Below are 21,937 nucleotides of genomic sequence, written 5' to 3' on the forward strand. Positions count from 1 at the left end.
TATACATCTATACATGTTTGTCCATATATCTTATTTACTAACAATATCTAAAATAAGAATAAAAAAAATGCTGCTTAAAAGCAGCATTTTTCATTATATATATTTCTTTATTTCTTCAACCTTATTTAATTGCTCCCAAGGTAAGCTTACGTCAGTTCTTCCGAAATGACCATATGCAGCAGTTTGCTTAAATATAGGTCTTCTAAGATCAAGATCTCTTATTATAGCACCTGGTCTTAAATCAAATACCTTACCAACGATCTCAACTATCTTATCGTCTCCTATTTTTCCAGTTCCAAAAGTATCTACTTCTATAGAAACTGGCTTAGCTACACCAATTGCATAAGCTAATTCTATTTCTAGTTTATCAGCAACTCCAGCAGCAACTAGATTCTTAGCAACCCATCTTGCTGCATAAGCTGCAGATCTATCAACCTTAGTTGGATCTTTTCCTGAGAAAGCACCACCACCGTGTCTTCCATATCCACCATAAGTGTCAACTATTATCTTTCTTCCAGTTAAACCACTATCTCCTTGTGGTCCACCTATTACAAATCTACCAGTAGGATTTATATAGTACTTTGTATTTTCATCTAATAGGTTTGCTGGTATTACAGCATTTATAACATGTTCTTTTATATCTTTTTCTATTTGCTCTTGAGATACTTCTGGACCATGTTGTGTAGAAACAACAATTGCATCTATTCTAACTGGCTTGTTGTCTTCATATTCAACTGTAACTTGAGTCTTTCCGTCTGGTCTTAGATAGTCTAAAGTACCATTTTTTCTAACTTCACTTAATCTTCTTGATAATCTATGAGCTGAAGCTATTGGCATAGGCATATATTCTTCTGTTTCGTTTGTAGCAAATCCAAACATCATACCTTGATCTCCAGCACCTACTGCTTCAATCTTATCCATTTCACCTTTTTTTGATTCTAATGCTTCATCAACTCCCATAGCAATATCAGCTGATTGTTCGTCTATTGAAGTTAGTACTGCACATGTATCGCAGTCAAATCCATATTTAGCTCTGTCATAGCCTATTTCTCTTACTGTCTGTCTTACGATTTTAGGTATATCTACATAGCAATTAGTAGATATTTCCCCCATAACTACAACCATACCTGTAGTTACTGCTGTCTCGCATGCAACTCTAGCATTTGGATCCTTTTCTAATATAGCATCTAATATCCCGTCTGAAACTTGGTCACAGATTTTATCTGGATGTCCTTCTGTAACTGATTCTGATGTAAATAATCTTTTCATTCAAAACTTAACTGTCTTCTAAAATAAAACAGTTAATTCCTCCCTTCATAAAAAATTATAGTTATTAAAAAATCATTCAGGCTACTGCCGATGATTTTCTTTACGCATCTGCCTTTCTAAGCAAATCACAACAAACCTGGCAGGTGAATATTTTTTACTCTTATTAATAGTGTAAATAAAAATCATAGACTTTTATCCTTAAAGTCTTCACAATGGATGCTTTAAATATTTTTAAGAGCAAAAAAATCTCTTCAAAGAAGAGATTTATAATTTCATCTCTCTTATCTCGCAGCTTATCTGCAGGAATTGGCACCATTGTGTATATCACCGGTTGCCGGGTTTCATAGGGCCCTTTCCCTCCACCTCTCTTGATAAGAGTTACATTATTTAATTATCTTTATTCATACAAAAAAGACACCACTATAAGTGTCTTTTTGGTGGAGGAGAGTGGATTCGAACCACTGAAGCAACTTGCAACAGATTTACAGTCTGCCCCCTTTGGCCACTCGGGAACTCCTCCATAAATGGAGCTGGCAATAGGAATCGAACCTACAACCTGCTGATTACAAGTCAGCTGCTCTACCGTTGAGCCATGCCAGCATATTATTGATTTTTTAAATTAATGGTGGGCACAACAGGGATCGAACCTGTGACCCTCTGCTTGTAAGGCAGATGCTCTCCCAGCTGAGCTATGCGCCCTTAATTTATTATTTTAAAATTGGTGGAGGAGAGTGGATTCGAACCACTGAAGCAACTTGCAACAGATTTACAGTCTGCCCCCTTTGGCCACTCGGGAACTCCTCCCTAATTTTGGAGCTGGCAATAGGAATCGAACCTACAACCTGCTGATTACAAGTCAGCTGCTCTACCGTTGAGCCATGCCAGCATATTATTGATTTTTTAAATTAATGGTGGGCACAACAGGGATCGAACCTGTGACCCTCTGCTTGTAAGGCAGATGCTCTCCCAGCTGAGCTATGCGCCCTTAATTTATTATTTAAAATTGGTGGAGGAGAGTGGATTCGAACCACTGAAGCAACTTGCAACAGATTTACAGTCTGCCCCCTTTGGCCACTCGGGAACTCCTCCATATAAGCTTTAACCAAACTTTCGATAAGTTCAATCTTTGCTGTTTTGTTTTGTCGGTGCCAATCGACAAGGATTAGTATATAATGTTATCTTATTATTTTCAACCCCAATTTAAAGGCATATTCAGTCATTTTTACAATTTACTTTTTATTTTCTACAACTTCCTCCGTATTAATACTAAATGCTACGCTATTCTATATATTATTAATAACTAAAATAATTTATTTCATACCGATATTTTTGTCTTAGATTAATTAATCTCCTATACTCTTCTCAATATATTCTACATCTATATATGGACTGAGTATATTTTTCACTTTTTCGTAATCGTTATACGATAATTTTTTCTTTAATATAGTAAATATATCTTTCGATGCCTCTATTTCATTACTGCTCTTCATATCTTCTTGTATATAATCATAATCCGCGATAGATAGTTTTCGTGATAAATATATTAACTTTGCTTTATCTGCTAGGCTTATTTTATTTAATATTGTATTCTTATCTATCTTGAAAATTGAAACTGTAGGAACAGCTTCTTCTTCAAATATACTACTATCATAACTATCTTCTTGGCTCACATAACCATTGTAATTATTTTCTAATTCCGAATTATTTGAACTTATATTTTGTTTACTTACATCCACATCACTTTTTGCTGAACTATCTATATTAGTATTTATTTTACTTTTATTCTGAGAATTTAATTTATCTTCCAATTTCTTATTAGTCTCATTGTTTTGTGTCTGTTGTTTTTCTTTGCTAATATTGCTCTGTTTAATAGTCAAATTTTGTTTGCTGCTTACTTGTAATTTTTCATAATTATACTTATTGTTTATGACCATTACTTCAACTGAAATAAACGTAATAAAAATAACTATACAACTATATTTTTTTTGTTTCTTATCCATACCTAAGCACCTCCTAATATTAAAAATATTGACAGTATATCAATATTTTATTCTTTTTTAATATTTCATATATTTGCTTCATATAAATTTATTATGAGGGAGGTGGGATAGTGAATAAGATAAAAGTTAATTATAAATCATCACTTGCTTACTACGAGATAGCCTACTTTTTAAAGAACTACATTAAAGATAACACCGTTATAGTCTGTATAGGTACTGACAAATGCATAGGAGACTGCCTTGGCCCATTAGTTGGTACAATGCTGAAAGACAAATTTTTTCCACTTCCTATATACGGCACAATAGCGTCGCCAATACATGCATTAAATCTTGATAGAAAACTAACTGAAATTTACTCAAGCCATCCTAAAGCTTGTATAATAGGAATAGATGCATGTCTAGGAGATTCGAACTCAATCGGTGAAATTCATACAAGAGATTACCCTATTCATCCTGGTAAAGGTGTAGGCAAGACTCTTCCGGACGTCGGTGACGCCTCAATAATTGGCATCGTTGACTCTAGTGAAAATTCTGAGATATTCACCAGTCGATCTATTAGATTAAATTTAATAATGGAGATGGCACAAGTTATTGTTAATTCAATAGTACACGCATACTATTTAAGCAACTTTCAAAAATAAGGCAAAAAAGTTAAAAAGCTAAAAACTATTAAAATATCTAAGTTACAACAACTTGAAAATTTATACTTTTTTAAACATTAAAAGGGACAGAATTATATTCTGTCCCTTTTACTACTCAACAAGTTCAACTTCCATATCCTTATTAAGTTCTAATTTTTCAAAGTTCTTTAAAGCAATGCCTGTCCCCATTGCAACACAGGAAATTGCATCATCTGCTACTCTTACTGAAACACCTGTCTCTGACTCTAAGTATTTATCAAGTCCATGTAATAATGCACCGCCTCCGGTCATTAATATTCCATGTTCTATAATATCAGCTGCTAGTTCAGGCGGTGTTCTCTCTAATACAGAATGAACTGCTTCTAAAATCATCCTTACAGTTTCTTTTAAAGCTATCCTTATTTCCTCTGTAGTTATATCTACAACATCCGGAAGTCCAGTTATTAGGTTTCTTCCTTTTACAGGCATAGTAAGGTTTCTTAAATCCTTAAATGCAGATCCAACATTAATCTTCAAATCTTCTGCAGTTCTTTCACCAATCATAAGCTTATATTTATTTCTTATATATTTAATGATTACTTCATCAAATTTATCGCCAGCAATTTTTATAGAAGATCTTACTACAATGCCTCCTAAAGAAATCACTGCTATATCAGTTGTACCTCCACCAATATCAACAACCATATTACCACTTGGCTTGTTTATATCGATTCCAGCACCTACCGCAGCTGCCAGAGGTTCTTCTATCAAATAGACTGTTCTAGCACCTGAATTTTTCGAAGCATCAATTATGGCTCTTTTTTCTACTTCAGTAGCTTGAGAAGGAACACATACCATGACTTTAGGCGCCGATACTCTTTTCTTTCCACACCCTTTTCTTATAAAATATGTTAGCATTTTTTCAGTCATATCATAGTCTGAAATTACACCGTCTCTAAGTGGACGTACAGCAACAATATTTCCTGGTGTTCTTCCAATCATCTGCCTTGCCTCTTCTCCAACAGCTAATATTTTATTACTGTTTTTGTCTATAGCAACTACAGATGGTTCTTTTAAAACGACGCCTTTATCTTTTATATAAACAAGCACAGTCGCCGTACCTAAATCAATTCCTATATCTGTTCCCATTCCCAAAAACCACATTCCAATTCACTCCTAAAATTCTATTTATACAAACATAATTTGAGTATTTTTTACATAATTTATCATATAAATTATACATGGAATGTGATTAACCTTCAATAGCTTTATACTTTAATTTTGTAGCCTTTCCTCCTCTTATGTGTCTCTCAGCTTTGTTCAAATCCAATATAATCTTTGCTTTTTGAGCAATTACTGGATTAATCTTTGGTAATCTCTCTGTCATATCCTTGTGTATTGTACTTTTGCTCACTCCGAATACTTTTGCTGTTTTCCTAATTGTAGCTTTTGAATCGATAATATACTGTGCAACTTCTAAGACTCTTTCCTCAATGTAGTCTTTCAAAATGCTACCTCCTTAATTAGCTATATTAATAAATATGCACTACTCTTTAACTAAATTACTTTTTCTAAGTATTCAGTCATCTTCTATTTAGAAAATGACTGAATAAAAAATTATTATTTTGCTGCTGTATTAAATTTTATATACTTACTTGGATCAACTTGTTGATCTTTTGAGTCAATTATCTGGAATCCTAAATGTTCAGCATATGACTCAAACTTAAGCATTCTTGCTGTGTCTCCAACTTTACCAATTGTTTGTTTAGCTTTGACTACCTCATCTTTCTTAACAGAAACTTGAGGGTCTAAATTTGTATAAACTGTTTTCATCCCATTTGAGTGTGAAATAACAACATAAGTTCCTACAAATTCATCTCCATTTGCTACCTCAGTAACTTTTCCATCAGCTGCAGCGGTAACTGTAGTGCCCTTCTTAGCATTAATACCTATGCCTTTTACCACTGTGGTCCAAACATTAAAGCCTTTAATTTCAATTGGTTTAGATCCATCTGAAAATACTCTAGATACTGCTCCATCAGAAATAGGATTACTAAAAGTTACTTTTGATGTATTTGTAACAGTCTTAGTATTCGGAACAGTCACTCCAGTCGTATTACTTGAAGTTGCAGGTTTTTTTACTTGTTCTGCATCTGGCATTTGAGTAGTAGACTTATCTGACTCATTTATGTTCATAGCAACGCCACTCTTGTTTGTTTCTGTTGCTGCTTCCTTAGAGTTATTTCTTGCAGTTATTGCTGCAAATGTGGCTACTACACATAAGCACACGAATAGAATTACGTAAAAACCCTCCTTCTTAAAAAAGCTTAAAAATTTGTTATTTTTTTTGTCCATATGAACACCTCCATTAACTAGTCTGTCCTTCCATTACTAAAAAATACATTTTTTCCTATATTTTTTTCATATAAATTCCAACAAAATTCTACAAAATATTAATAAACAGTTAGGCAAAAAAAAATTGAGCAATACATATATTTCTAGTATTGCCCAATTCTATTGCTCTAATGCCATGAGAAATAGTGTTTTTATATTTAGAATCTAAGGACTGAAGTAGCCTTTCTGCCATAGTGAATGGATTTTAATTTAAGGGGTTCTCTATTTTGATTTAACATCTTTCATACCAAGTATATCAATTCCGGTATAATAGTGTTTTAATATCTTCTTGTAATCATCTCCCAATTCAGCCATGGCGTTTGCTCCCCATTGGCTAAGTCCAACCCCATGCCCATATCCAATGCAATTAAATACTATCTTTCCATTGGAATAAGATATGGAAAAGTTTGTTGAATTTAATGAAAGTAACTTTCTAAACTCCGTACCTTTAACAATAGCTTTTCCTATTGAAATCTCATTTACGCCTCCTCCCTCTGTTCTAGAAAGAATTTTTAATTGAGATTTCAATGAAGATTTTTTAAGCCCAGCATCTTTATAATTAGCATTTATTAAACTAGTAAATTTATCATAAGTAAAAGAAATCGTACTTTTGTATTTTGTAGCCTTATCTTCTCCTGGGCTATCAACCGAAACTAAATAAGGTATATCATTACCGAATACCTCTTTTGAGCTTTCAGTTTTGCCTGAACTAACAGCAAAATATTGTGGATTCATAACTATAGAACCATTATAAGAAAGAACTTGTCCTTTAGTGCTATCAACTGCTTGTACAATTTTATTCCAATATGCATCCGCTTTATCTTTATCCCATTGATTCATCTTACTATTCTTATCTATATATACTTGGCAATGTGTTGAATCACATATATCACCACCATTTGCCTGAGAACACTTATTTATCACTCTTGTAACAGCAAAAGTTCTTGCAGCTACTGCTTGAGCCTTTAATGCTTCTAAATTGAAATTAACAGGCATTTCAGCTGCCACTACACCATATAAATATTGTTCTAGATCCATCTCTTCGATCTTCTTAGTATCAGTTCTAAATACCCTTATTTTATTAACGCTTATAGTATTGCCATCCGCAACCTGATTCTTATCATAAATAAAGTTCTTAATATTTGATATATTTTTATTAAAATTACTACTGCTCCCTTGTAATAAGGAAATCGAAATAGGTATAAGAAAGCAAACAAAAAATACTACTCCAAAGCCCCAGATATATCTTTTATTTATTCCGTTACCAACTCTCATAAGCTCCTCCTAAAATTTATGTTAGCATTAAAACGCAGCCTCCTATTTTTTTGCCCTTAGTAGATATTTTTTCTTATACTAAATTTATATGCTTTGAAGAACATATTATTACTTTTTATACTTTTCAATACAGCAAAAATAAAACTCAGATTACTTAAAGAGTAATCTGAGTTTTATTGAATTGATAGGTTAATTATTCAATTTAAATTCATTAAATAAAACTGGAATATATTAATCTGCGGAATATCTTTCTATTGCTGCTCCTATTGATCTTAATTTTCTTTCTATTTCAACATAACCTCTATCAATATGGTATATATCTGTTATATCTGTTTCGCCTTCCGCAGCTAATCCAGCTATTATTAATGCTGCACCAGCACGTAAATCTGTTGCCTTAACCTCACAACCTGTAATCTTAGGAACACCTTCTATGAGAGCAGTTCTTCCATCAATTTTTACATTTGCTCCCATTCTAGATAGTTCAGAAACGTGCATAAATCTGTTTTCAAATACCGTTTCGGTTATAACACTTACTCCATTAGCAAGAGCTAATAGACTCATCATTTGAGCTTGCATATCGGTAGGAAATCCTGGGTATGGCATAGTTTTAATGTCTACAGATTTTATTATATTTCTTCCATCAACTACTATACTCTGTTCTTCTTCTGAGATTTCAATCTTTACTCCACTTTCTTTAAGCTTTTCTATCACTGGTCTTAAATGTTCTTCATTTGTGCCTATTACTTTAATTTTACTATGTGTTATAGCACCTGCAATCATGTAAGTTCCTGCTTCAATACGATCATATATTGGAGTGTGCTCTGTTCCTTTAAGATTATCGACACCCTCAATTATTATTTTTCCTCTTCCAGCACCATCAATCATAGCACCCATTGAATTCAAGAAATCAGCTAAATCTTTAATTTCTGGTTCTTCAGCTGCATTTTCTATTATTGTAGTTCCTTTTGCAAAAACTGATGCCATAATTATGTTTTCTGTAGCACCGACTGATGGAAAATCTAGATATATCCTATTTCCTATAAGTCTTTTTGCCTTAGCTTCTACATATCCATGGCCAATTTCTATATCTGCACCAAGTGCTTTAAACCCTTTAAGATGTAAATCTATAGGTCTGCTTCCTATATTACATCCTCCAGGTAATGAAAGTTTACAATATCCTAACCTAGATAGCATTGGTCCCATAATAAGAAATGAAGCTCTCATCTTTTTAACTAAATCATTATTCGCATTTATAGGTTTTATATTACATGAATCAACAGTTATAGATTGGTTTATTTTATCTAAAGATATATTGCATCCAAGTTCCTGAAGTACATTACATATTACATATACATCTTCAAGCATAGGTGCATTATTTATTTTAACTTTGTCATTGCCTAATATACTTGCTGCAATTATCGGAAGAACAGAATTTTTTGCTGCACTTACTTTTATTTCACCTGATAGTTCATTCCCACCCTTAACTCTGATTTTATCCATATTATCCTCCATTAACCTTGTTAGTATGTTATAAAAATTATTGGTGTACCAATAATTAAGTATGTTCCTTTATCATTTTCACTAATAGCATAGTTTACGGCTGTATTGTCTTTTAATCTTGCTACACCAGTAAAACCTGAATTTAGCTTAATAGTCTCCACATCTGCAGCTCCACCATACTTAACAAGGGCTCTTTCTGTTAATTCTATGTTATTTTTAATGCTATCTGTAATTATCTTGCCCTTAACATAGCTAAAATATTGTACATCCATCGAGTCATCATATAGTACTTTTTCTAATTGTTTCTTTAAAGTATCTATCTCATTTTTATTATCTGTGGCTATAGATGTTGCTGAAACCATAGTAATATTGTTTTCAACACTCGCAAATATTTCATAAGCTATATTATCTTTTTTGAAAGTTATATCAAAGTAGCTTGGTTCAATCTCTTTAGATACTATAACGTATGAGCTACTTACATTAGTAAAAATATTTTGGTAAATCTCATTCATATTTTTCTTTGACTTATATTGTACTTTTACACCACACTCGATAATTTTTGCTGAATTTTCTTTGAGTATATTATTAGATATTGAACCATAGTCAACACTTACACTTTGGCACAATAAACCAAAAGAAAATATCAATAGAATAGCTGATAATAAAGAATACTTTATCCTCATAACATCCCGCCCTTTCTATTTGATTATTGTCCAAGTTCCATGCTTTTATTCAATATAATTCCATTTTTTCCTTTGTACTACTATTTGATTAGCATTAATAAAATAAAGCATATAAAGATTTTACAAGCTTAACTCTGCTTGAATATTAATAGATATATTATTAATATATCTATTTTGGTAAAAAGTGTGAATATTACATTAAATGTCATTTACATTAATTCATATTTCTTTGTAGATTTAGTTTTTCTTAATTAATCATAAATTATATAAGTTAAAATAATATTTATTTAATTTTAGAAAACAAAAAAAAAACGCTAAAATTATTTTTTAGCGTTTTTGCTCACAGGAAAAAGCAAGCCATCAATTGACTTGCTTTTTAAGAGTTTATTTCTTTATCTGCAATCTAGCCATAGCTCTTGCTAAGGCTACTTTTGCTCTATAAACATCTACATCTACAGAACCCTGTAATCTCTTTTCTGCTCTTTCTTTAGCTTGCTGAGCTCTAGCAGCATCTATTTCTTCAGGCCATTCAGCAGAATCGCAAGCAAAAATTAGCTCATTATCCTTAAACTGAACAATTCCTGTAGAAGTAACCACAGAATACTCTTTATTATTAGCATCAACAAACTTAGTTACTGTAGGTACTGTATTTGTTATATAAGCAATGTGATTTGCGTAAACCTCAAATTCACCATCACTATTTTTCGAAAGAATCTTAATAACATCTCCAGAGAATATTTCTCTATTAGGAGTAATTAAATGTAAATTGAATGTATTCATAATTAATCTCCTCTATGTGTCCTAATTAGGACATCTTCTTAGCAGCTTCTATAGCTTCGTCAATTGATCCTACGAATAAGAAAGCTGACTCAGGAAGATTATCATGTTTTCCTTCAAGTATTTCTCTAAAACCTCTTATAGTTTCAGCAATTGGAACGTATTTTCCTTGCATTCCTGTAAATTGCTCAGCAACTGTAAATGGTTGTGAAAGGAATCTTTGAACCTTTCTAGCTCTTCCAACTATTAATTTATCTTCTTCTGAAAGTTCATCAACACCAAGAATTGCTATGATATCTTGTAATTCTTTATATCTTTCAAGTATATGCTTAACTTTTGAAGCAACATCGTAATGTTCCTTACCAACAACTCTTGGATCAAGAATTCTTGAAGTTGAGTCTAGTGGATCAACTGCAGGATAGATACCAAGTTCTGATATACTTCTTGATAAAACTGTTGTTGCATCAAGATGTGTAAATGTTGTTGCTGGAGCTGGGTCAGTTAAGTCATCGGCAGGAACATAAACTGCTTGAACAGATGTAATTGATCCATGCTTTGTTGATGTAATTCTTTCCTGTAAAGCACCCATTTCAGTAGCAAGAGTTGGTTGGTATCCAACGGCAGAAGGCATTCTTCCAAGAAGCGCTGAAACTTCTGATCCAGCTTGAGTAAATCTAAATATATTATCTATAAATAAAAGTACGTCTTGACCTTGATCTCTAAAATACTCAGCCATTGTAAGTCCTGTAAGAGCAACTCTCATTCTTGCTCCAGGTGGTTCATTCATTTGACCGAATACTAGAGCAGTCTTGTTGATAACCCCTGATTCCTTCATTTCAGATAGAAGGTCATTACCTTCTCTTGATCTTTCACCAACACCTGTAAATACTGATAATCCACCGTGTTGCTTTGCTATATTATTTATAAGTTCTTGTATAAGAACTGTCTTACCAACACCTGCACCACCGAATAGACCTATTTTTCCTCCTCTTTGATATGGAGCTAATAAATCTATTACCTTTATTCCTGTTTCAAACATTTCTGGTTCAACAGATTGTTCTGCAAAAGTTGGAGCTGGTCTATGGATTGGGTAGTTAAATTCACTTGTAACATCCCCTTCTTGATCCATAGTTTTTCCTAAAACATTAAATAGTCTTCCTAAAACATTTTGACCAACTGGAACTGTAATTGGTTTTCCGCTATCAACAGCATCCATACCTCTTCTTAGTCCTTCTGTAGCTTCCATAGCTATTGCTCTAACTATATCGTCTCCCATATGTTGTTCAACTTCTGCTATTACTGTACGGTCTCCCATAGCGATTTCAATAGCATTGTATATATTAGGAAGTGCATCTGTATCAAACTTTATATCAATAACAGGTCCTATAACCTGAACTACTTTTCCTATACTGCCAGGCATTAGTATACCTCCTCACTATTTTTGCGCACTTGCTCCACTTACTATTTCAGTAATTTCTTGAGTAATAGCGCCTTGTCTTATTCTATTATATTTAATATTATATGCATCCAAAAGATCATTAGCATTCTTAGTAGCTCCGTCCATCGCTTGCATTCTTGAATTTTGTTCACTTGTCTTAGAATGAAGTAATGAATTAAGAAGTTTCCCTCTAAAATATACATCAAATGTATTTTCAACAACTGAGGAACTATTAGGTTCTATTAAGAAATCATTTCTTTTTGCATCTTTGTCTTCATTTCTATCTACTGGTAAAAGTTTATCAACAGTTACTAATTGTTTAACTGGTGAATAAAAATGAGTATATACTACATTAACTTCGCCAACTTCATTGTCTTTATATAACCTTAAAGCATGCTCAACTACAGTCTTAGCCTCTTTAACAGTAGGTACATCTGGAATTTGAACATATTCAGCTATTGTCTCAAAGCCATATTTTTTTACATAAGATATGCCTTTTTGACCAACGACCATAACAACATTATTTAAAGTATCATAACCAGCTACTTCATGCAATTTAGAAGCTACACCATGATTGAAGCCTCCGCACAGACCTGAATCTGAAGAAAGCACAATATAAAGTTTTTTAGCCGATTTGTTTCCCTTTATGTAACTACTGTTATTATCATCATCTATAGACTTTATCAACTCGTCTGCAACTTTCTGGATAGAATTAAAATATCTATTATTGGTTTCCAATTCCATTCTAGCTTTTCTTAGTTTAGAAGTGGCAACAAGTCCCATGGCTTTAGTTATCTTTTTGGTGTTGGTTACTGACTTAATTCTTCTTTTTATATCTAAAAGTCCAGCTCCTGCCATCCATTCCACCTCCTAAAAGATTGCATAGCTTAAAAAAGCTATGCTAAAAATATCTTCTTAAATTCTGCTATTGCTTGCTCAAGGTTTGATTTAATTTCATCAGTTAAAACTTTACCTTCAGCAATTGACTTTGGAATATCTCTATGATGTGTATCAATATATTCTAAGAAGTCTTTTTCAAACGCTTTTATATCAGATACTTTTATATCAGATAAGAAGTCATTTACAGCAGCATAAAGGATTATTATTTGCTTCTCAACATCCATACCTGAATATTGATCTTGCTTTAATACTTCTATTAGTCTCTTACCTTTTTCAAGTCTTCTTTGAGTATCCTTATCAAGGTCAGAACCAAATTGAGCAAAAGCTGCAAGTTCTCTATACTGAGCAAGTTCTAGTCTTAATGTACCTGAAACTTGTTTCATAGCTTTTATTTGTGCATTACCACCAACTCTGGAAACTGACATACCTGAGTTAACCGCTGGTCTTTGACCTGCATTGAATAGCTCTGACTCAAGGAATATCTGACCATCTGTTATTGATATAACATTTGTTGGGATGTAAGCAGTGATATCACCAGCTAGTGTTTCTATTATAGGAAGTGCAGTTAATGAACCTCCACCATTCTTAGCAGACAATTTTGCCGCTCTTTCAAGTAATCTTGAGTGAATGTAGAAAACATCTCCTGGATAAGCTTCTCTTCCTGGTGGTCTCTTAAGTAATAATGACATTGTTCTGTAAGCTACAGCATGCTTAGTTAAATCATCATATACTACTAATACATGTTTTCCTTGATTCATAAAGTATTCACCCATTGAACATCCAGCATATGGAGCTAGATATTGAAGTGGTGCTGAATCAGATGCTGTTGATGCTACAACTATTGTGTAGTCCATTGCTCCCATTTCAGTAAAAGTGTTAACTATATGAGCAACTGTAGATTGTTTCTGACCTATAGCTACATATATACATATAACATCTTTACCTTTTTGGTTAAGAATTGTATCTATAGCTATAGCAGTCTTACCAATTTGTCTATCTCCGATTATAAGCTCTCTTTGACCTCTTCCGATTGGAATCATTGAGTCTATAGCTTTTATACCAGTTTGAAGAGGTTCATTAACTGAACTTCTATCAATTATAGTTGGTGCTGGAGTTTCTATTGGTCTATAACCATCATTTTTTATTGGTCCTTTAGCATCTATTGGCATACCTAATGAATTTACAACTCTTCCAATTAAGGCATCTCCTACTGGAACTTCAACTATCTTACCAGTTCTCTTAACAACGTCTCCTTCTTTGATTCCTTCTTCAGAACCTAGAAGAACGCATCCTACGTTATCTTGTTCCAAGTTTTGAGCCATTCCATAGACATTGTTAGGGAATTCAAGAAGTTCACCTGCCATGCAATGATCCAAACCGTAAACTCTAGCAATACCATCACCGATTTGAATAATTGTACCTGAATCTACAGTTTCGATTTGCTTTTCGTATTTTTCTATTTCTCTTTTAATTATAGATGTTATCTCTTCCGGTTTAATATTCATGGATTCACCTCTATTCTCTCTTAAGCATTAAGGCCTTCATTTCATCAAGCTTTAGCTTTATCGTTCCGTCAATAACGTCATTTCCAACCCTAACGTAAAGTCCACCTATTATGCTCTTATCGATCTCTTGCTCGAATATAATATTTTTATCATATTTCTTTTCAAGCTTTTCTTTTAAACTTCTTAATTGTTCATCTTCTAAAGGAATTACACTTTTCACGTTTGCGATAAGTGTATTATTTCTTTCTAGATAGATTTTTTCCATCTGATCTAGTTTTTGTCTTAGATAAAGAATTCTATCCTTTTCTATTAATATTAATAGAAAAGAAAGCAACTCATCATCAATTTTTCCTTTAAATATATTAATAAAAGTATTTTTCTTTTTTCCAGTACTGATTTGCGGATGTTTAATAACTTCAAAAAATTCAGGATTATTGTAAACTAAATCGCAAATTTCCCTAAGATCTTGAAGATATTCTTCAACTTTTCCTTTTTCTTCTGCTACTTTATAAAGAGCAAGTGCGTATCTCCTATCTAAATATTCATACATAATTAGATACCTACCTTAGCAATAAAGTCATTTATAAGCTTTCTGTGTTTATCTTCATCAATACTTTCTTCTAGAGCTTTAGTTGAAATAAGTACTGCTAGATCAACAACTTGATCTCTGATTTCTTGCTCTGCTTTCTCTTTTTCTCTTTTTATTTCTACAGTAGCTCTATCTAATATAGTTTGAGCTTCAGTTTTTGCTTGATCCACAATTTCTTCATATACTTTATCTGCTTTATGCTTTTGGGATTCAGTAAGTTTCTTTGCTTCATCCTTAGCAGATCTTAAAATTCTTTCATTCTCTAATAATAAAGTTCTAGCTTTTTCTGTGTCTTCATCGGCACTATCAAGTTTTGATTGTATATCGTTTTGTCTGTCTTCTATTACCTTTCCAATCTTTCCAAAGAAAAAGTGTCTCATAAAAGCATATAGAATCAAAAGATTAATTAACGCCGCCAAGACATGTAACCAGTCTATCTCCAACATCTACATCTTAGCCTCCCTTCGGAGCAAAACTAATTATAATTATATTAAGAATTCAAATAATAATTGTTTGCCTTAATACAAATTTAAAAAATTATTTTGCAACAAATATTAATAATATAGATACTAATAGTCCATAAATAGCTGTAGTTTCTGCGAATGCAGCACCAATTAATAATGTAGTTGTTATCTTACCGCTTAATTCAGGTTGTCTTGATATACCTTCTACAGCCTTACCTGTAGCTATACCAATACCAACTCCTGCTCCAATACCTGCTAACGCAGCAATACCTGCTCCTAAATACTTAATATACTCCATTTAAAAAATCCTCCTTTAGTGTGTTTTTAATGTTCAACAACCATTTTTATGTTTATCATGGTCAACATTACAAAAATGACCATTTGTATAAACCCATCGAATAAGTCAAAGTATCCGTGAAAAATCACTGGAATACCTATTTGAGCAAGCCAACCAAAGTTGTGCAATGCTTGATAAATTAAGTCAACTAGAACAGTTGCAGCTAAAATATTACCAAAAAGTCTCAGACTTAATGAAACTGGTAAAATAGCTCTTTCTAAAATATTTAGAGGTACCATCGGCCAAAATGGCTTAGCATATCCACCTATATAATGACCTAGTCCTAATCTCTTAATTCCAGTTACATGAATTAAAATAAAAGTCATAAGTGAAAATGAAACAACTGTACTAAAATTTACTGTTGGTGGCTGTAGACCCAATAGTCCTACTAAATTTAACGTTAAAAGATAAATTGCTAAAGTTCCTATATATGGTACAAAACTTTTAAAGTTTTCACCCATATTGTCTACTACAGTACTAGTTGCAAACTCATAAAGCATTTCAGCTACAGTCTGCTTCTTATCTGGAACTTTTTTAAGATTTCTTGTAGCTATTATACATATTGCAGCAAGAATAACTATAACAATCCATTCAATAACCAAATCTAAAGTTATATTGAATGTAAGTCCCCCTATTGGCAACTTGTAAATTACAATAGGATCTAATCCTTCCAACCTAATCACTTCCTTTCCTATTTATAAACCAATATAAAATAATACCTAAAAACTGAGCAAATGTACCCAGTATATAGGTTAGTAAACGAGTATAATCATTAATAAATAAAAAAGCTAGTGCAATAATGATTATAAATTGGAATATGTATCCTATATAAGCGGCTACCACTCTTTTAGCTTTTGAAAAATTCAACAGAGTATGTATAGTATAACCTTTAATAACAAAAGTTATCGACGAAATCATAATACCTGTAAGAAATGCAAATGCTAGATTCTTATTATAAAATTTCGTAAGAATAAGTGCTACACTTAACCCTACAAGTAAGTTAAATTTAAAAACTCCGAAAATAAATTTGGTTAATGATTGATTCATATTATTCTCCTATAATCTCAAGCACGAAATTATTATATTACTGTATGTCCTTACTTTAAAGTTTTGATTTCGTTCTTAAATAGCTTATTTAAGCTAAATAAGTGAAATTATCTCTTAGTAATTCATTAATACGTCCTATATCTCTTGGAAATTTAGTTTTTCTTTTTTTACGCAATATATATTATTTAATCAATCATTTTTCCGAATATTTAGAAATATATTTTTTTCTACAATATAGACTGTGATAACATTTTCAAAACCACATTTAATACACTTTATTACATAAAGTTTTTTGCAAAGCATTGTTTTTTATATCTTTTTTGAATTATATTAAACTTTTCCGAATATTAATATTAAAATCTTTTAACACAATTGAATAAACATTATTATAATTATTCAAAATTTTTTTTGCTCTATTGAACCATTCATCACTAAAATCACTTGTAACATGCTTTATTTACTGGATTGTTCCCTATTATGCATAATAAAAGCTCTAAAATTCATTGAATTTTTGCATAATTTTTCTTGCAATTTAATCTTTATAATTTCTTAAATGAGTTTCTTAAATTGATTAAATCATCTCAGCTAAGCTATTTACACTATTTTTACTTAAATTCACTCTTGAATAAATTACTTTTCCATACTAAAAGGATTCTTTTACTTTGTAAGTTATGTAACTTAGCTTTTTAAATATATTTCAACTCATAATTATTCTATATATTTTTATTCTATTTATTCATAATATGAAGAACTTATTTTAATAAAAATACTAATATTTAAAATACAAAAACAAAATAAACTAACCCCCATAGAAATATTGTAATTTTTTAGAATAAAAAAGTCGCTGAAGCGACCTTTTTAAGTGAGCTTTTTTAACGCGTCTGCCTTTCCGAATGTATATGAGGAAACTTACAGGCGAATAAGTTTTATTTTCTTACTGTATAGCCATAAAAAACTTATAAAATCATTGAAATATCTAGGTTTAGATACCTTGAGAATTTTATAATTTCCTTTACAGTAAAAAACAGCCCTATAAAGGGCTGTTTTCACTATACTCTTTCTACTATTAAAGCTGTTCCTAATCCCCCACCGATGCATAGAGTAGCTAAACCTTTTTTAGCTTCTCTTTTTTCCATTTCGTGAAGTAATGAAACAAGTATTCTTGCACCTGAAGCTCCAACTGGGTGTCCTAATGCTATAGCGCCACCATTTACATTAACTTTGCTCATATCAAAGTTTAAGTCTTTAGCAACAGCTAAACTTTGTGAAGCAAAAGCTTCGTTAGCTTCTATTAGATCTAAATCTTCTACTGTTAAGTTAGCAATCTCTAATGCTTTCTTAGTAGCATGGAATGGACCATATCCCATTATTGTTGGATCAAGACCTTTTGATCCGTAAGATACTATCTTAGCTAATGGTTTGATTCCTAATTCTGCAGCTTTTTCTGCACTCATTACAACAAACGCTGCAGCTCCATCATTTATACCTGAAGCATTACCTGCAGTTACTGTTCCGTCCTTCTTAAATGCAGGCTTAAGTTTACCTAATGATTCAGCAGTTGTTCCGAATCTTGGGAACTCATCAGTATCGAATACTTTTGGCTCTCCTTTTCTTTGAGGAATTACAACTGGAACTATTTCATCTTTAAATCTTCCTTCTTTTACAGCCTTTTCAGCTTTTTGTTGTGATGCAGCTGCAAAAGCATCTTGTTCTTCTCTAGTAAGATTCCATTGTTCTGCTATATTTTCAGCAGTAATACCCATGTGATAGTTGTTGAAAGCATCAGTTAATGCATCATTAATCATAGAATCGACCATTTTACCATCGCCCATTCTTTGACCAAATCTTGCAGTCTTAAGTAAATATGGAGCTTGAGACATACTTTCCATACCACCAGCGATAACTACATCAGCATCTCCAGCTTTAATCATTTGAGCTGCTAAACTAACTGCTCTTAAACCTGATCCACATACCTTATTTATTGTCATAGCTGAAACTTCTACTGGAAGACCTGCCTTTATAACCGCTTGTCTTGCAACGTTTTGACCAAGTCCAGCTTGAATAACATTACCCATTATAACTTCATCAACTAAAGCTCCATCTACTCCAGCTCTATTTAATGCTTCTTTTATAACTGTTGCTCCTAAATCTACAGCTGGAACGTCCTTTAGTGCTCCACCAAATGAACCAACCGCAGTTCTAACTGCACTTGCAATAACAACTTCTCTCATGAAAATTACCTCCTAGGTTTATTTATTATTAGACAATTTTTTATCAATATTTAACTTCTTTATTTATTATAACTATTTTTCATATATTTATCAATAGTTATTGTTAAAAAAAACACAATCTAAAATGTAGTTATTATTTTTACTAATCATTCTATCAATTGGCAATTTAACACAAAGTAAATATTTCATTTACTTATATCTTTAGGCAACATAAGCTAATCTACTACTTATCAATATTAATATTAATTAAAATATTAGAACTTTAAACATGTTCTTTTTGAACTAAAAAATATTTATATACTTTGTTTCATATTTTTCCCTATATATAAGTATAATTATGTAGCAAAAATATTGCCTTTGAATATATTAAACATAAAATTAAAAAGGAAGCAGTAAAATCACTACTTCCAGTTAAAAAAATAACAAGTTTAAAATTCTTCCACTTTTTCTGAAGTTACATTAAAATACTTTAATATAGCCTTAACTATTCTTTGAGATGCTTTTCCATCACCATATGGGTTTATTGATCTACTCATCTCATTATATGCTTCATCATCATTTATCAAAGCACTGGCTTCTCTTACTATTGCATCTACATCAGTACCAACTAGCTTTACTGTACCAGCTTCAACAGCTTCTGGCCTTTCAGTTACATCTCTAAGAACTAGCACCGGTTTTCCTAGATGAGGAGCTTCTTCTTGAAGTCCACCTGAATCCGTCATCACCATAAAGCTCTTATTGATTAGATTGTGAGTTTGCTTTGTATCTAGAGGAGGAAGAAGGTGGATTCTTTCTTTCCCTTCAAGTTTACTAAAAACAACATCCTTAACAACTGGATTTAAATGAACTAAATATACAAGTTCTACATCTTTATTTTCTGCAACTATCTGATTTAATGCATCACAAATATTTTCAATTCCTTCGCCCCAGTTTTCTCTTCTATGAGCAGTAATCATTATTACTTTCTTATTTTCAAAATCTATATAGTTAAGCTCTTCATGTTCAAAAACATAATTACTTTCAACTGTATGCTTCATAGCATCAATTACAGTATTACCTGTTACATATATATCTTCTTCATTTATTCCTTCTCTAAGAAGATTGTTTTTTGAGCCCTTAGTAGGAGCAAAATGCAAATCTGCTATAGCCCCTGTCAACTTTCTATTCATCTCTTCAGGAAACGGAAAGTACTTGTCAAAAGTTCTAAGACCCGCTTCAACATGCCCAACTTTAATTTGCTTATAAAACGCAGCAAGCCCACCAGCAAAAGTTGTTGTTGTATCTCCATGTACTAGTATCATATCTGGTTTTTCAGCCTCAAACACCTCTTCAAGACCTTCTAATACCCTATTAGTTATACCTGTTAAAGTCTGCTTAGTCTTCATTATATTTAAATCATAATCTGGCACTATATCGAAAAGTTCAAGTACTTGATCAAGCATTTCTCTATGTTGAGCCGTTACACACACCTTAGAAACTATATTGCTATTCTTCTCCAATTCTTTAACTAATGGAGCCATCTTAATTGCTTCAGGTCTTGTTCCAAATATAGTCATAATCTTTATAGTATTCAAATTTATTCCTCCTAAATCAAACACTGAAAATTTGAACATTTTTAATACACTGAAATTGTCATTGTTTTAATTATCCAAAACTAATTTATGCCGATATAAATTCCCTATACCTACATATTATAATTATGTACCTTTTAACTCTTTGTATATTGAAAGCAAAAATTTTAATATCCTGTTTGTGCACTAAGAGAATCATCATTGTTTATCCACTCATCTACATAAACAATCCTAAATTCATTTTTAGTATCCCTTATAACAACCATCTCAATCCCTGCATTTATAATTAGCCTTTTACACATTGCACATGAATTAGCATCTTTTACAAATTCACCTGTATTTGCATCTTTACCTACTAAATATAATGTAGCACCAATCATATCTTTTCTAGAAGCACTTATTATTGCATTTGCTTCACTATGAACACTTCTACAAAGTTCATAATGGGTACCTCTTGGCACATTAAGTTCTTCTCTTCTGCATTTTTTTAAATCAATACAATTAGTTCTCCCTCTTGGTGCTCCAGTATATCCAGTAGAAATTATTTCATCATTCTTTACTATTATAGACCCATAATTTCTTCTTAAACAAGTTCCTCTTTCCAGAACAGTTTCTGCAATATCCAAATAATAATTATGTTTATCTCTTCTATCCATTATACTCCACCCCAAATTAGTAAAAAGGGCAAAAACGCCCTCTTACTTAGTACCAAACAATCTATCTCCAGCATCTCCAAGTCCTGGAACTATATAACCATGTTCATTTAACTTTTCATCTATGGCAGCAACATAAACATCTACATCAGGATGAACGCTAGTTACATGTTTAATTCCTTCTGGCGATGATATTAAGCACATAAGTCTAATGTTCTTACCACCCTTATTTTTCAAAAGAGTTATTGCATCAGCAGCAGATCCTCCTGTTGCAAGCATAGGGTCTACAACTATTATATCTCTTTCTGCTATGTCTTGAGGTAATTTACAGAAGTATTCAACTGGTTGTAAAGTCTCTTCATCTCTATATAATCCAATATGACCTACTTTTGCAGCTGGTATTAGCTTAAGCATCCCATCAACCATTCCTAGCCCAGCTCTAAGAATAGGTACTATTGCAACTTTTTTACCTGATAACATGTTGCATTTTGTTTTACAAATAGGCGTTTCTATTTCTACCTCTTCCATTTGAAAGTCTCTTGTAACTTCATATGCCATAAGCATTGAAACTTCTGAAACTAATTCTCTGAAGTCCTTTGATCCAGTATGTTTATCTCTTATAAATGCCAACTTGTGTAATATTAACGGATGTCCAATTTGTGTAACTTTACTCATAAAAAAATT

Annotated in this window: 22 protein-coding genes, 7 tRNA genes and 1 riboswitch; of the genes, 1 reads left to right on the forward strand and 28 read right to left on the reverse strand. The window is 32.1% G+C overall.

Going from position 1 to position 21,937, the window contains the following annotated elements; all coding sequences use genetic code 11:
- Nucleotides 1–93: 93 nt before the first annotated feature.
- From metK to bsdtw1_RS16825, 9 genes are all read right to left on the reverse strand, one after another.
- Entirely contained in the window at nt 94–1,269 is a 1,176-nt protein-coding gene (gene metK / locus bsdtw1_RS16785; protein WP_183278709.1) for a methionine adenosyltransferase, read from the reverse strand.
- 278 nt (nt 1,270–1,547) lie between these two features.
- Nucleotides 1,548–1,647, reverse strand: a riboswitch (SAM riboswitch).
- 57 nt (nt 1,648–1,704) lie between these two features.
- Nucleotides 1,705–1,789 (reverse strand) — tRNA-Tyr (locus bsdtw1_RS16790).
- A 5-nt stretch (nt 1,790–1,794) separates the two neighbouring features.
- Nucleotides 1,795–1,869 (reverse strand) — tRNA-Thr (locus bsdtw1_RS16795).
- A 23-nt stretch (nt 1,870–1,892) separates the two neighbouring features.
- A tRNA-Val gene (locus tag bsdtw1_RS16800) sits at nt 1,893–1,968 on the reverse strand.
- A 20-nt stretch (nt 1,969–1,988) separates the two neighbouring features.
- Nucleotides 1,989–2,073, reverse strand: a tRNA-Tyr gene (locus bsdtw1_RS16805).
- A gap of 7 nt (nt 2,074–2,080) precedes the next feature.
- Nucleotides 2,081–2,155, reverse strand: a tRNA-Thr gene (locus bsdtw1_RS16810).
- A gap of 23 nt (nt 2,156–2,178) precedes the next feature.
- A tRNA-Val gene (locus bsdtw1_RS16815) sits at nt 2,179–2,254 on the reverse strand.
- 19 nt (nt 2,255–2,273) lie between these two features.
- Nucleotides 2,274–2,358: transfer RNA gene (locus bsdtw1_RS16820), tRNA-Tyr, on the reverse strand.
- Between the two features lie 254 nt (nt 2,359–2,612).
- A complete protein-coding gene (locus tag bsdtw1_RS16825; RefSeq protein WP_183278710.1) occupies nt 2,613–3,269 on the reverse strand; it encodes a hypothetical protein in 657 nt (218 codons plus the stop codon).
- 110 nt (nt 3,270–3,379) lie between these two features.
- On the opposite strand from bsdtw1_RS16825, the gene yyaC reads away from it, so the two are divergent.
- Nucleotides 3,380–3,910 (forward strand): spore protease YyaC, encoded by a 531-nt coding sequence (yyaC, locus tag bsdtw1_RS16830; RefSeq protein ID WP_183278711.1) that lies wholly within the window; start codon nt 3,380–3,382, stop codon nt 3,908–3,910.
- A 111-nt stretch (nt 3,911–4,021) separates the two neighbouring features.
- On the opposite strand, the gene bsdtw1_RS16835 is transcribed toward yyaC, so the two are convergent.
- From bsdtw1_RS16835 to upp, 19 genes are all read right to left on the reverse strand, one after another.
- The gene (locus bsdtw1_RS16835) at nt 4,022–5,053 is read right to left on the reverse strand and encodes a rod shape-determining protein (protein ID WP_183278712.1); all 1,032 of its coding nucleotides are present in this window, start codon (nt 5,051–5,053) and stop codon (nt 4,022–4,024) included.
- 88 nt (nt 5,054–5,141) lie between these two features.
- On the reverse strand, nt 5,142–5,396 hold the full coding sequence (spoIIID, locus tag bsdtw1_RS16840) for a sporulation transcriptional regulator SpoIIID (RefSeq protein WP_183278713.1): 255 nt from the start codon (nt 5,394–5,396) through the stop codon (nt 5,142–5,144).
- A gap of 113 nt (nt 5,397–5,509) precedes the next feature.
- A complete protein-coding gene (locus bsdtw1_RS16845; protein ID WP_183278714.1) occupies nt 5,510–6,244 on the reverse strand; it encodes a M23 family metallopeptidase in 735 nt (244 codons plus the stop codon).
- 261 nt (nt 6,245–6,505) lie between these two features.
- Nucleotides 6,506–7,558: a stage II sporulation protein D gene (gene spoIID / locus bsdtw1_RS16850; RefSeq protein ID WP_183278715.1), complete on the reverse strand. Its 1,053-nt coding sequence runs from the start codon at nt 7,556–7,558 to the stop codon at nt 6,506–6,508.
- A gap of 231 nt (nt 7,559–7,789) precedes the next feature.
- Nucleotides 7,790–9,058, reverse strand: coding sequence for a UDP-N-acetylglucosamine 1-carboxyvinyltransferase (gene murA, locus bsdtw1_RS16855; protein WP_183278716.1), 1,269 nt, complete (start codon nt 9,056–9,058; stop codon nt 7,790–7,792).
- 20 nt (nt 9,059–9,078) lie between these two features.
- Nucleotides 9,079–9,741 carry a hypothetical protein gene (locus tag bsdtw1_RS16860; RefSeq protein ID WP_183278717.1) on the reverse strand — a complete coding sequence of 221 codons (663 nt, stop codon included), beginning with the start codon at nt 9,739–9,741 and terminating at the stop codon, nt 9,079–9,081.
- Nucleotides 9,742–10,125: 384 nt separating this feature from the next.
- Complete coding sequence (gene atpC / locus bsdtw1_RS16865) at nt 10,126–10,521, reverse strand: ATP synthase F1 subunit epsilon (protein ID WP_183278718.1); 396 nt, start codon at nt 10,519–10,521, stop codon at nt 10,126–10,128.
- A gap of 25 nt (nt 10,522–10,546) precedes the next feature.
- Nucleotides 10,547–11,938, reverse strand: a complete 1,392-nt coding sequence (atpD, locus tag bsdtw1_RS16870; protein ID WP_183278719.1) for a F0F1 ATP synthase subunit beta — start codon at nt 11,936–11,938, stop codon at nt 10,547–10,549.
- A 15-nt stretch (nt 11,939–11,953) separates the two neighbouring features.
- A complete protein-coding gene (gene atpG, locus bsdtw1_RS16875; protein WP_183278720.1) occupies nt 11,954–12,814 on the reverse strand; it encodes an ATP synthase F1 subunit gamma in 861 nt (286 codons plus the stop codon).
- A gap of 38 nt (nt 12,815–12,852) precedes the next feature.
- The gene (gene atpA / locus bsdtw1_RS16880) at nt 12,853–14,361 is read right to left on the reverse strand and encodes a F0F1 ATP synthase subunit alpha (RefSeq protein ID WP_183278721.1); all 1,509 of its coding nucleotides are present in this window, start codon (nt 14,359–14,361) and stop codon (nt 12,853–12,855) included.
- A 10-nt stretch (nt 14,362–14,371) separates the two neighbouring features.
- Nucleotides 14,372–14,911: a F0F1 ATP synthase subunit delta gene (locus tag bsdtw1_RS16885; RefSeq protein ID WP_183278722.1), complete on the reverse strand. Its 540-nt coding sequence runs from the start codon at nt 14,909–14,911 to the stop codon at nt 14,372–14,374.
- A 2-nt stretch (nt 14,912–14,913) separates the two neighbouring features.
- Entirely contained in the window at nt 14,914–15,393 is a 480-nt protein-coding gene (locus tag bsdtw1_RS16890) for a F0F1 ATP synthase subunit B (RefSeq protein ID WP_183279836.1), read from the reverse strand.
- A gap of 94 nt (nt 15,394–15,487) precedes the next feature.
- Entirely contained in the window at nt 15,488–15,712 is a 225-nt protein-coding gene (gene atpE / locus bsdtw1_RS16895; RefSeq protein ID WP_183278723.1) for an ATP synthase F0 subunit C, read from the reverse strand.
- A 26-nt stretch (nt 15,713–15,738) separates the two neighbouring features.
- A complete protein-coding gene (locus bsdtw1_RS16900) occupies nt 15,739–16,425 on the reverse strand; it encodes a F0F1 ATP synthase subunit A (protein ID WP_183278724.1) in 687 nt (228 codons plus the stop codon).
- A 1-nt stretch (nt 16,426) separates the two neighbouring features.
- A complete protein-coding gene (locus bsdtw1_RS16905) occupies nt 16,427–16,798 on the reverse strand; it encodes a hypothetical protein (RefSeq protein ID WP_183278725.1) in 372 nt (123 codons plus the stop codon).
- Between the two features lie 1,049 nt (nt 16,799–17,847).
- On the reverse strand, nt 17,848–19,029 hold the full coding sequence (locus bsdtw1_RS16910) for an acetyl-CoA C-acetyltransferase (protein ID WP_183278726.1): 1,182 nt from the start codon (nt 19,027–19,029) through the stop codon (nt 17,848–17,850).
- A gap of 428 nt (nt 19,030–19,457) precedes the next feature.
- Nucleotides 19,458–20,603 carry a non-hydrolyzing UDP-N-acetylglucosamine 2-epimerase gene (gene wecB / locus bsdtw1_RS16915; RefSeq protein WP_280514154.1) on the reverse strand — a complete coding sequence of 382 codons (1,146 nt, stop codon included), beginning with the start codon at nt 20,601–20,603 and terminating at the stop codon, nt 19,458–19,460.
- A 164-nt stretch (nt 20,604–20,767) separates the two neighbouring features.
- A complete protein-coding gene (locus tag bsdtw1_RS16920; protein WP_183278728.1) occupies nt 20,768–21,256 on the reverse strand; it encodes a deaminase in 489 nt (162 codons plus the stop codon).
- A gap of 42 nt (nt 21,257–21,298) precedes the next feature.
- Nucleotides 21,299–21,928: a uracil phosphoribosyltransferase gene (gene upp, locus bsdtw1_RS16925; RefSeq protein WP_183278729.1), complete on the reverse strand. Its 630-nt coding sequence runs from the start codon at nt 21,926–21,928 to the stop codon at nt 21,299–21,301.
- Nucleotides 21,929–21,937: the final 9 nt, after the last annotated feature.

The organism is Clostridium fungisolvens (assembly GCF_014193895.1).
GTDB lineage: Bacteria > Bacillota > Clostridia > Clostridiales > Clostridiaceae > Clostridium_AR > Clostridium_AR fungisolvens.

Excerpts from the sequence above, each read along its gene's own strand:
- metK (WP_183278709.1), bottom strand. The coding sequence starts at position 1,269 with ATGAAAAGATTATTTACATCAGAATCAGTTACAGAAGGACATCCAGAT.
- bsdtw1_RS16825 (WP_183278710.1), bottom strand. The coding sequence starts at position 3,269 with ATGGATAAGAAACAAAAAAAATATAGTTGTATAGTTATTTTTATTACG.
- bsdtw1_RS16835 (WP_183278712.1), bottom strand. The coding sequence starts at position 5,053 with ATGTGGTTTTTGGGAATGGGAACAGATATAGGAATTGATTTAGGTACG.
- bsdtw1_RS16845 (WP_183278714.1), bottom strand. The coding sequence starts at position 6,244 with ATGGACAAAAAAAATAACAAATTTTTAAGCTTTTTTAAGAAGGAGGGT.
- spoIID (WP_183278715.1), bottom strand. The coding sequence starts at position 7,558 with ATGAGAGTTGGTAACGGAATAAATAAAAGATATATCTGGGGCTTTGGA.
- murA (WP_183278716.1), bottom strand. The coding sequence starts at position 9,058 with ATGGATAAAATCAGAGTTAAGGGTGGGAATGAACTATCAGGTGAAATA.
- bsdtw1_RS16860 (WP_183278717.1), bottom strand. The coding sequence starts at position 9,741 with ATGAGGATAAAGTATTCTTTATTATCAGCTATTCTATTGATATTTTCT.
- atpC (WP_183278718.1), bottom strand. The coding sequence starts at position 10,521 with ATGAATACATTCAATTTACATTTAATTACTCCTAATAGAGAAATATTC.
- atpD (WP_183278719.1), bottom strand. The coding sequence starts at position 11,938 with ATGCCTGGCAGTATAGGAAAAGTAGTTCAGGTTATAGGACCTGTTATT.
- atpG (WP_183278720.1), bottom strand. The coding sequence starts at position 12,814 with ATGGCAGGAGCTGGACTTTTAGATATAAAAAGAAGAATTAAGTCAGTA.
- atpA (WP_183278721.1), bottom strand. The coding sequence starts at position 14,361 with ATGAATATTAAACCGGAAGAGATAACATCTATAATTAAAAGAGAAATA.
- bsdtw1_RS16885 (WP_183278722.1), bottom strand. The coding sequence starts at position 14,911 with ATGTATGAATATTTAGATAGGAGATACGCACTTGCTCTTTATAAAGTA.
- atpE (WP_183278723.1), bottom strand. The coding sequence starts at position 15,712 with ATGGAGTATATTAAGTATTTAGGAGCAGGTATTGCTGCGTTAGCAGGT.
- bsdtw1_RS16905 (WP_183278725.1), bottom strand. The coding sequence starts at position 16,798 with ATGAATCAATCATTAACCAAATTTATTTTCGGAGTTTTTAAATTTAAC.
- bsdtw1_RS16910 (WP_183278726.1), bottom strand. The coding sequence starts at position 19,029 with ATGAGAGAAGTTGTTATTGCAAGTGCAGTTAGAACTGCGGTTGGTTCA.
- bsdtw1_RS16920 (WP_183278728.1), bottom strand. The coding sequence starts at position 21,256 with ATGGATAGAAGAGATAAACATAATTATTATTTGGATATTGCAGAAACT.
- upp (WP_183278729.1), bottom strand. The coding sequence starts at position 21,928 with ATGAGTAAAGTTACACAAATTGGACATCCGTTAATATTACACAAGTTG.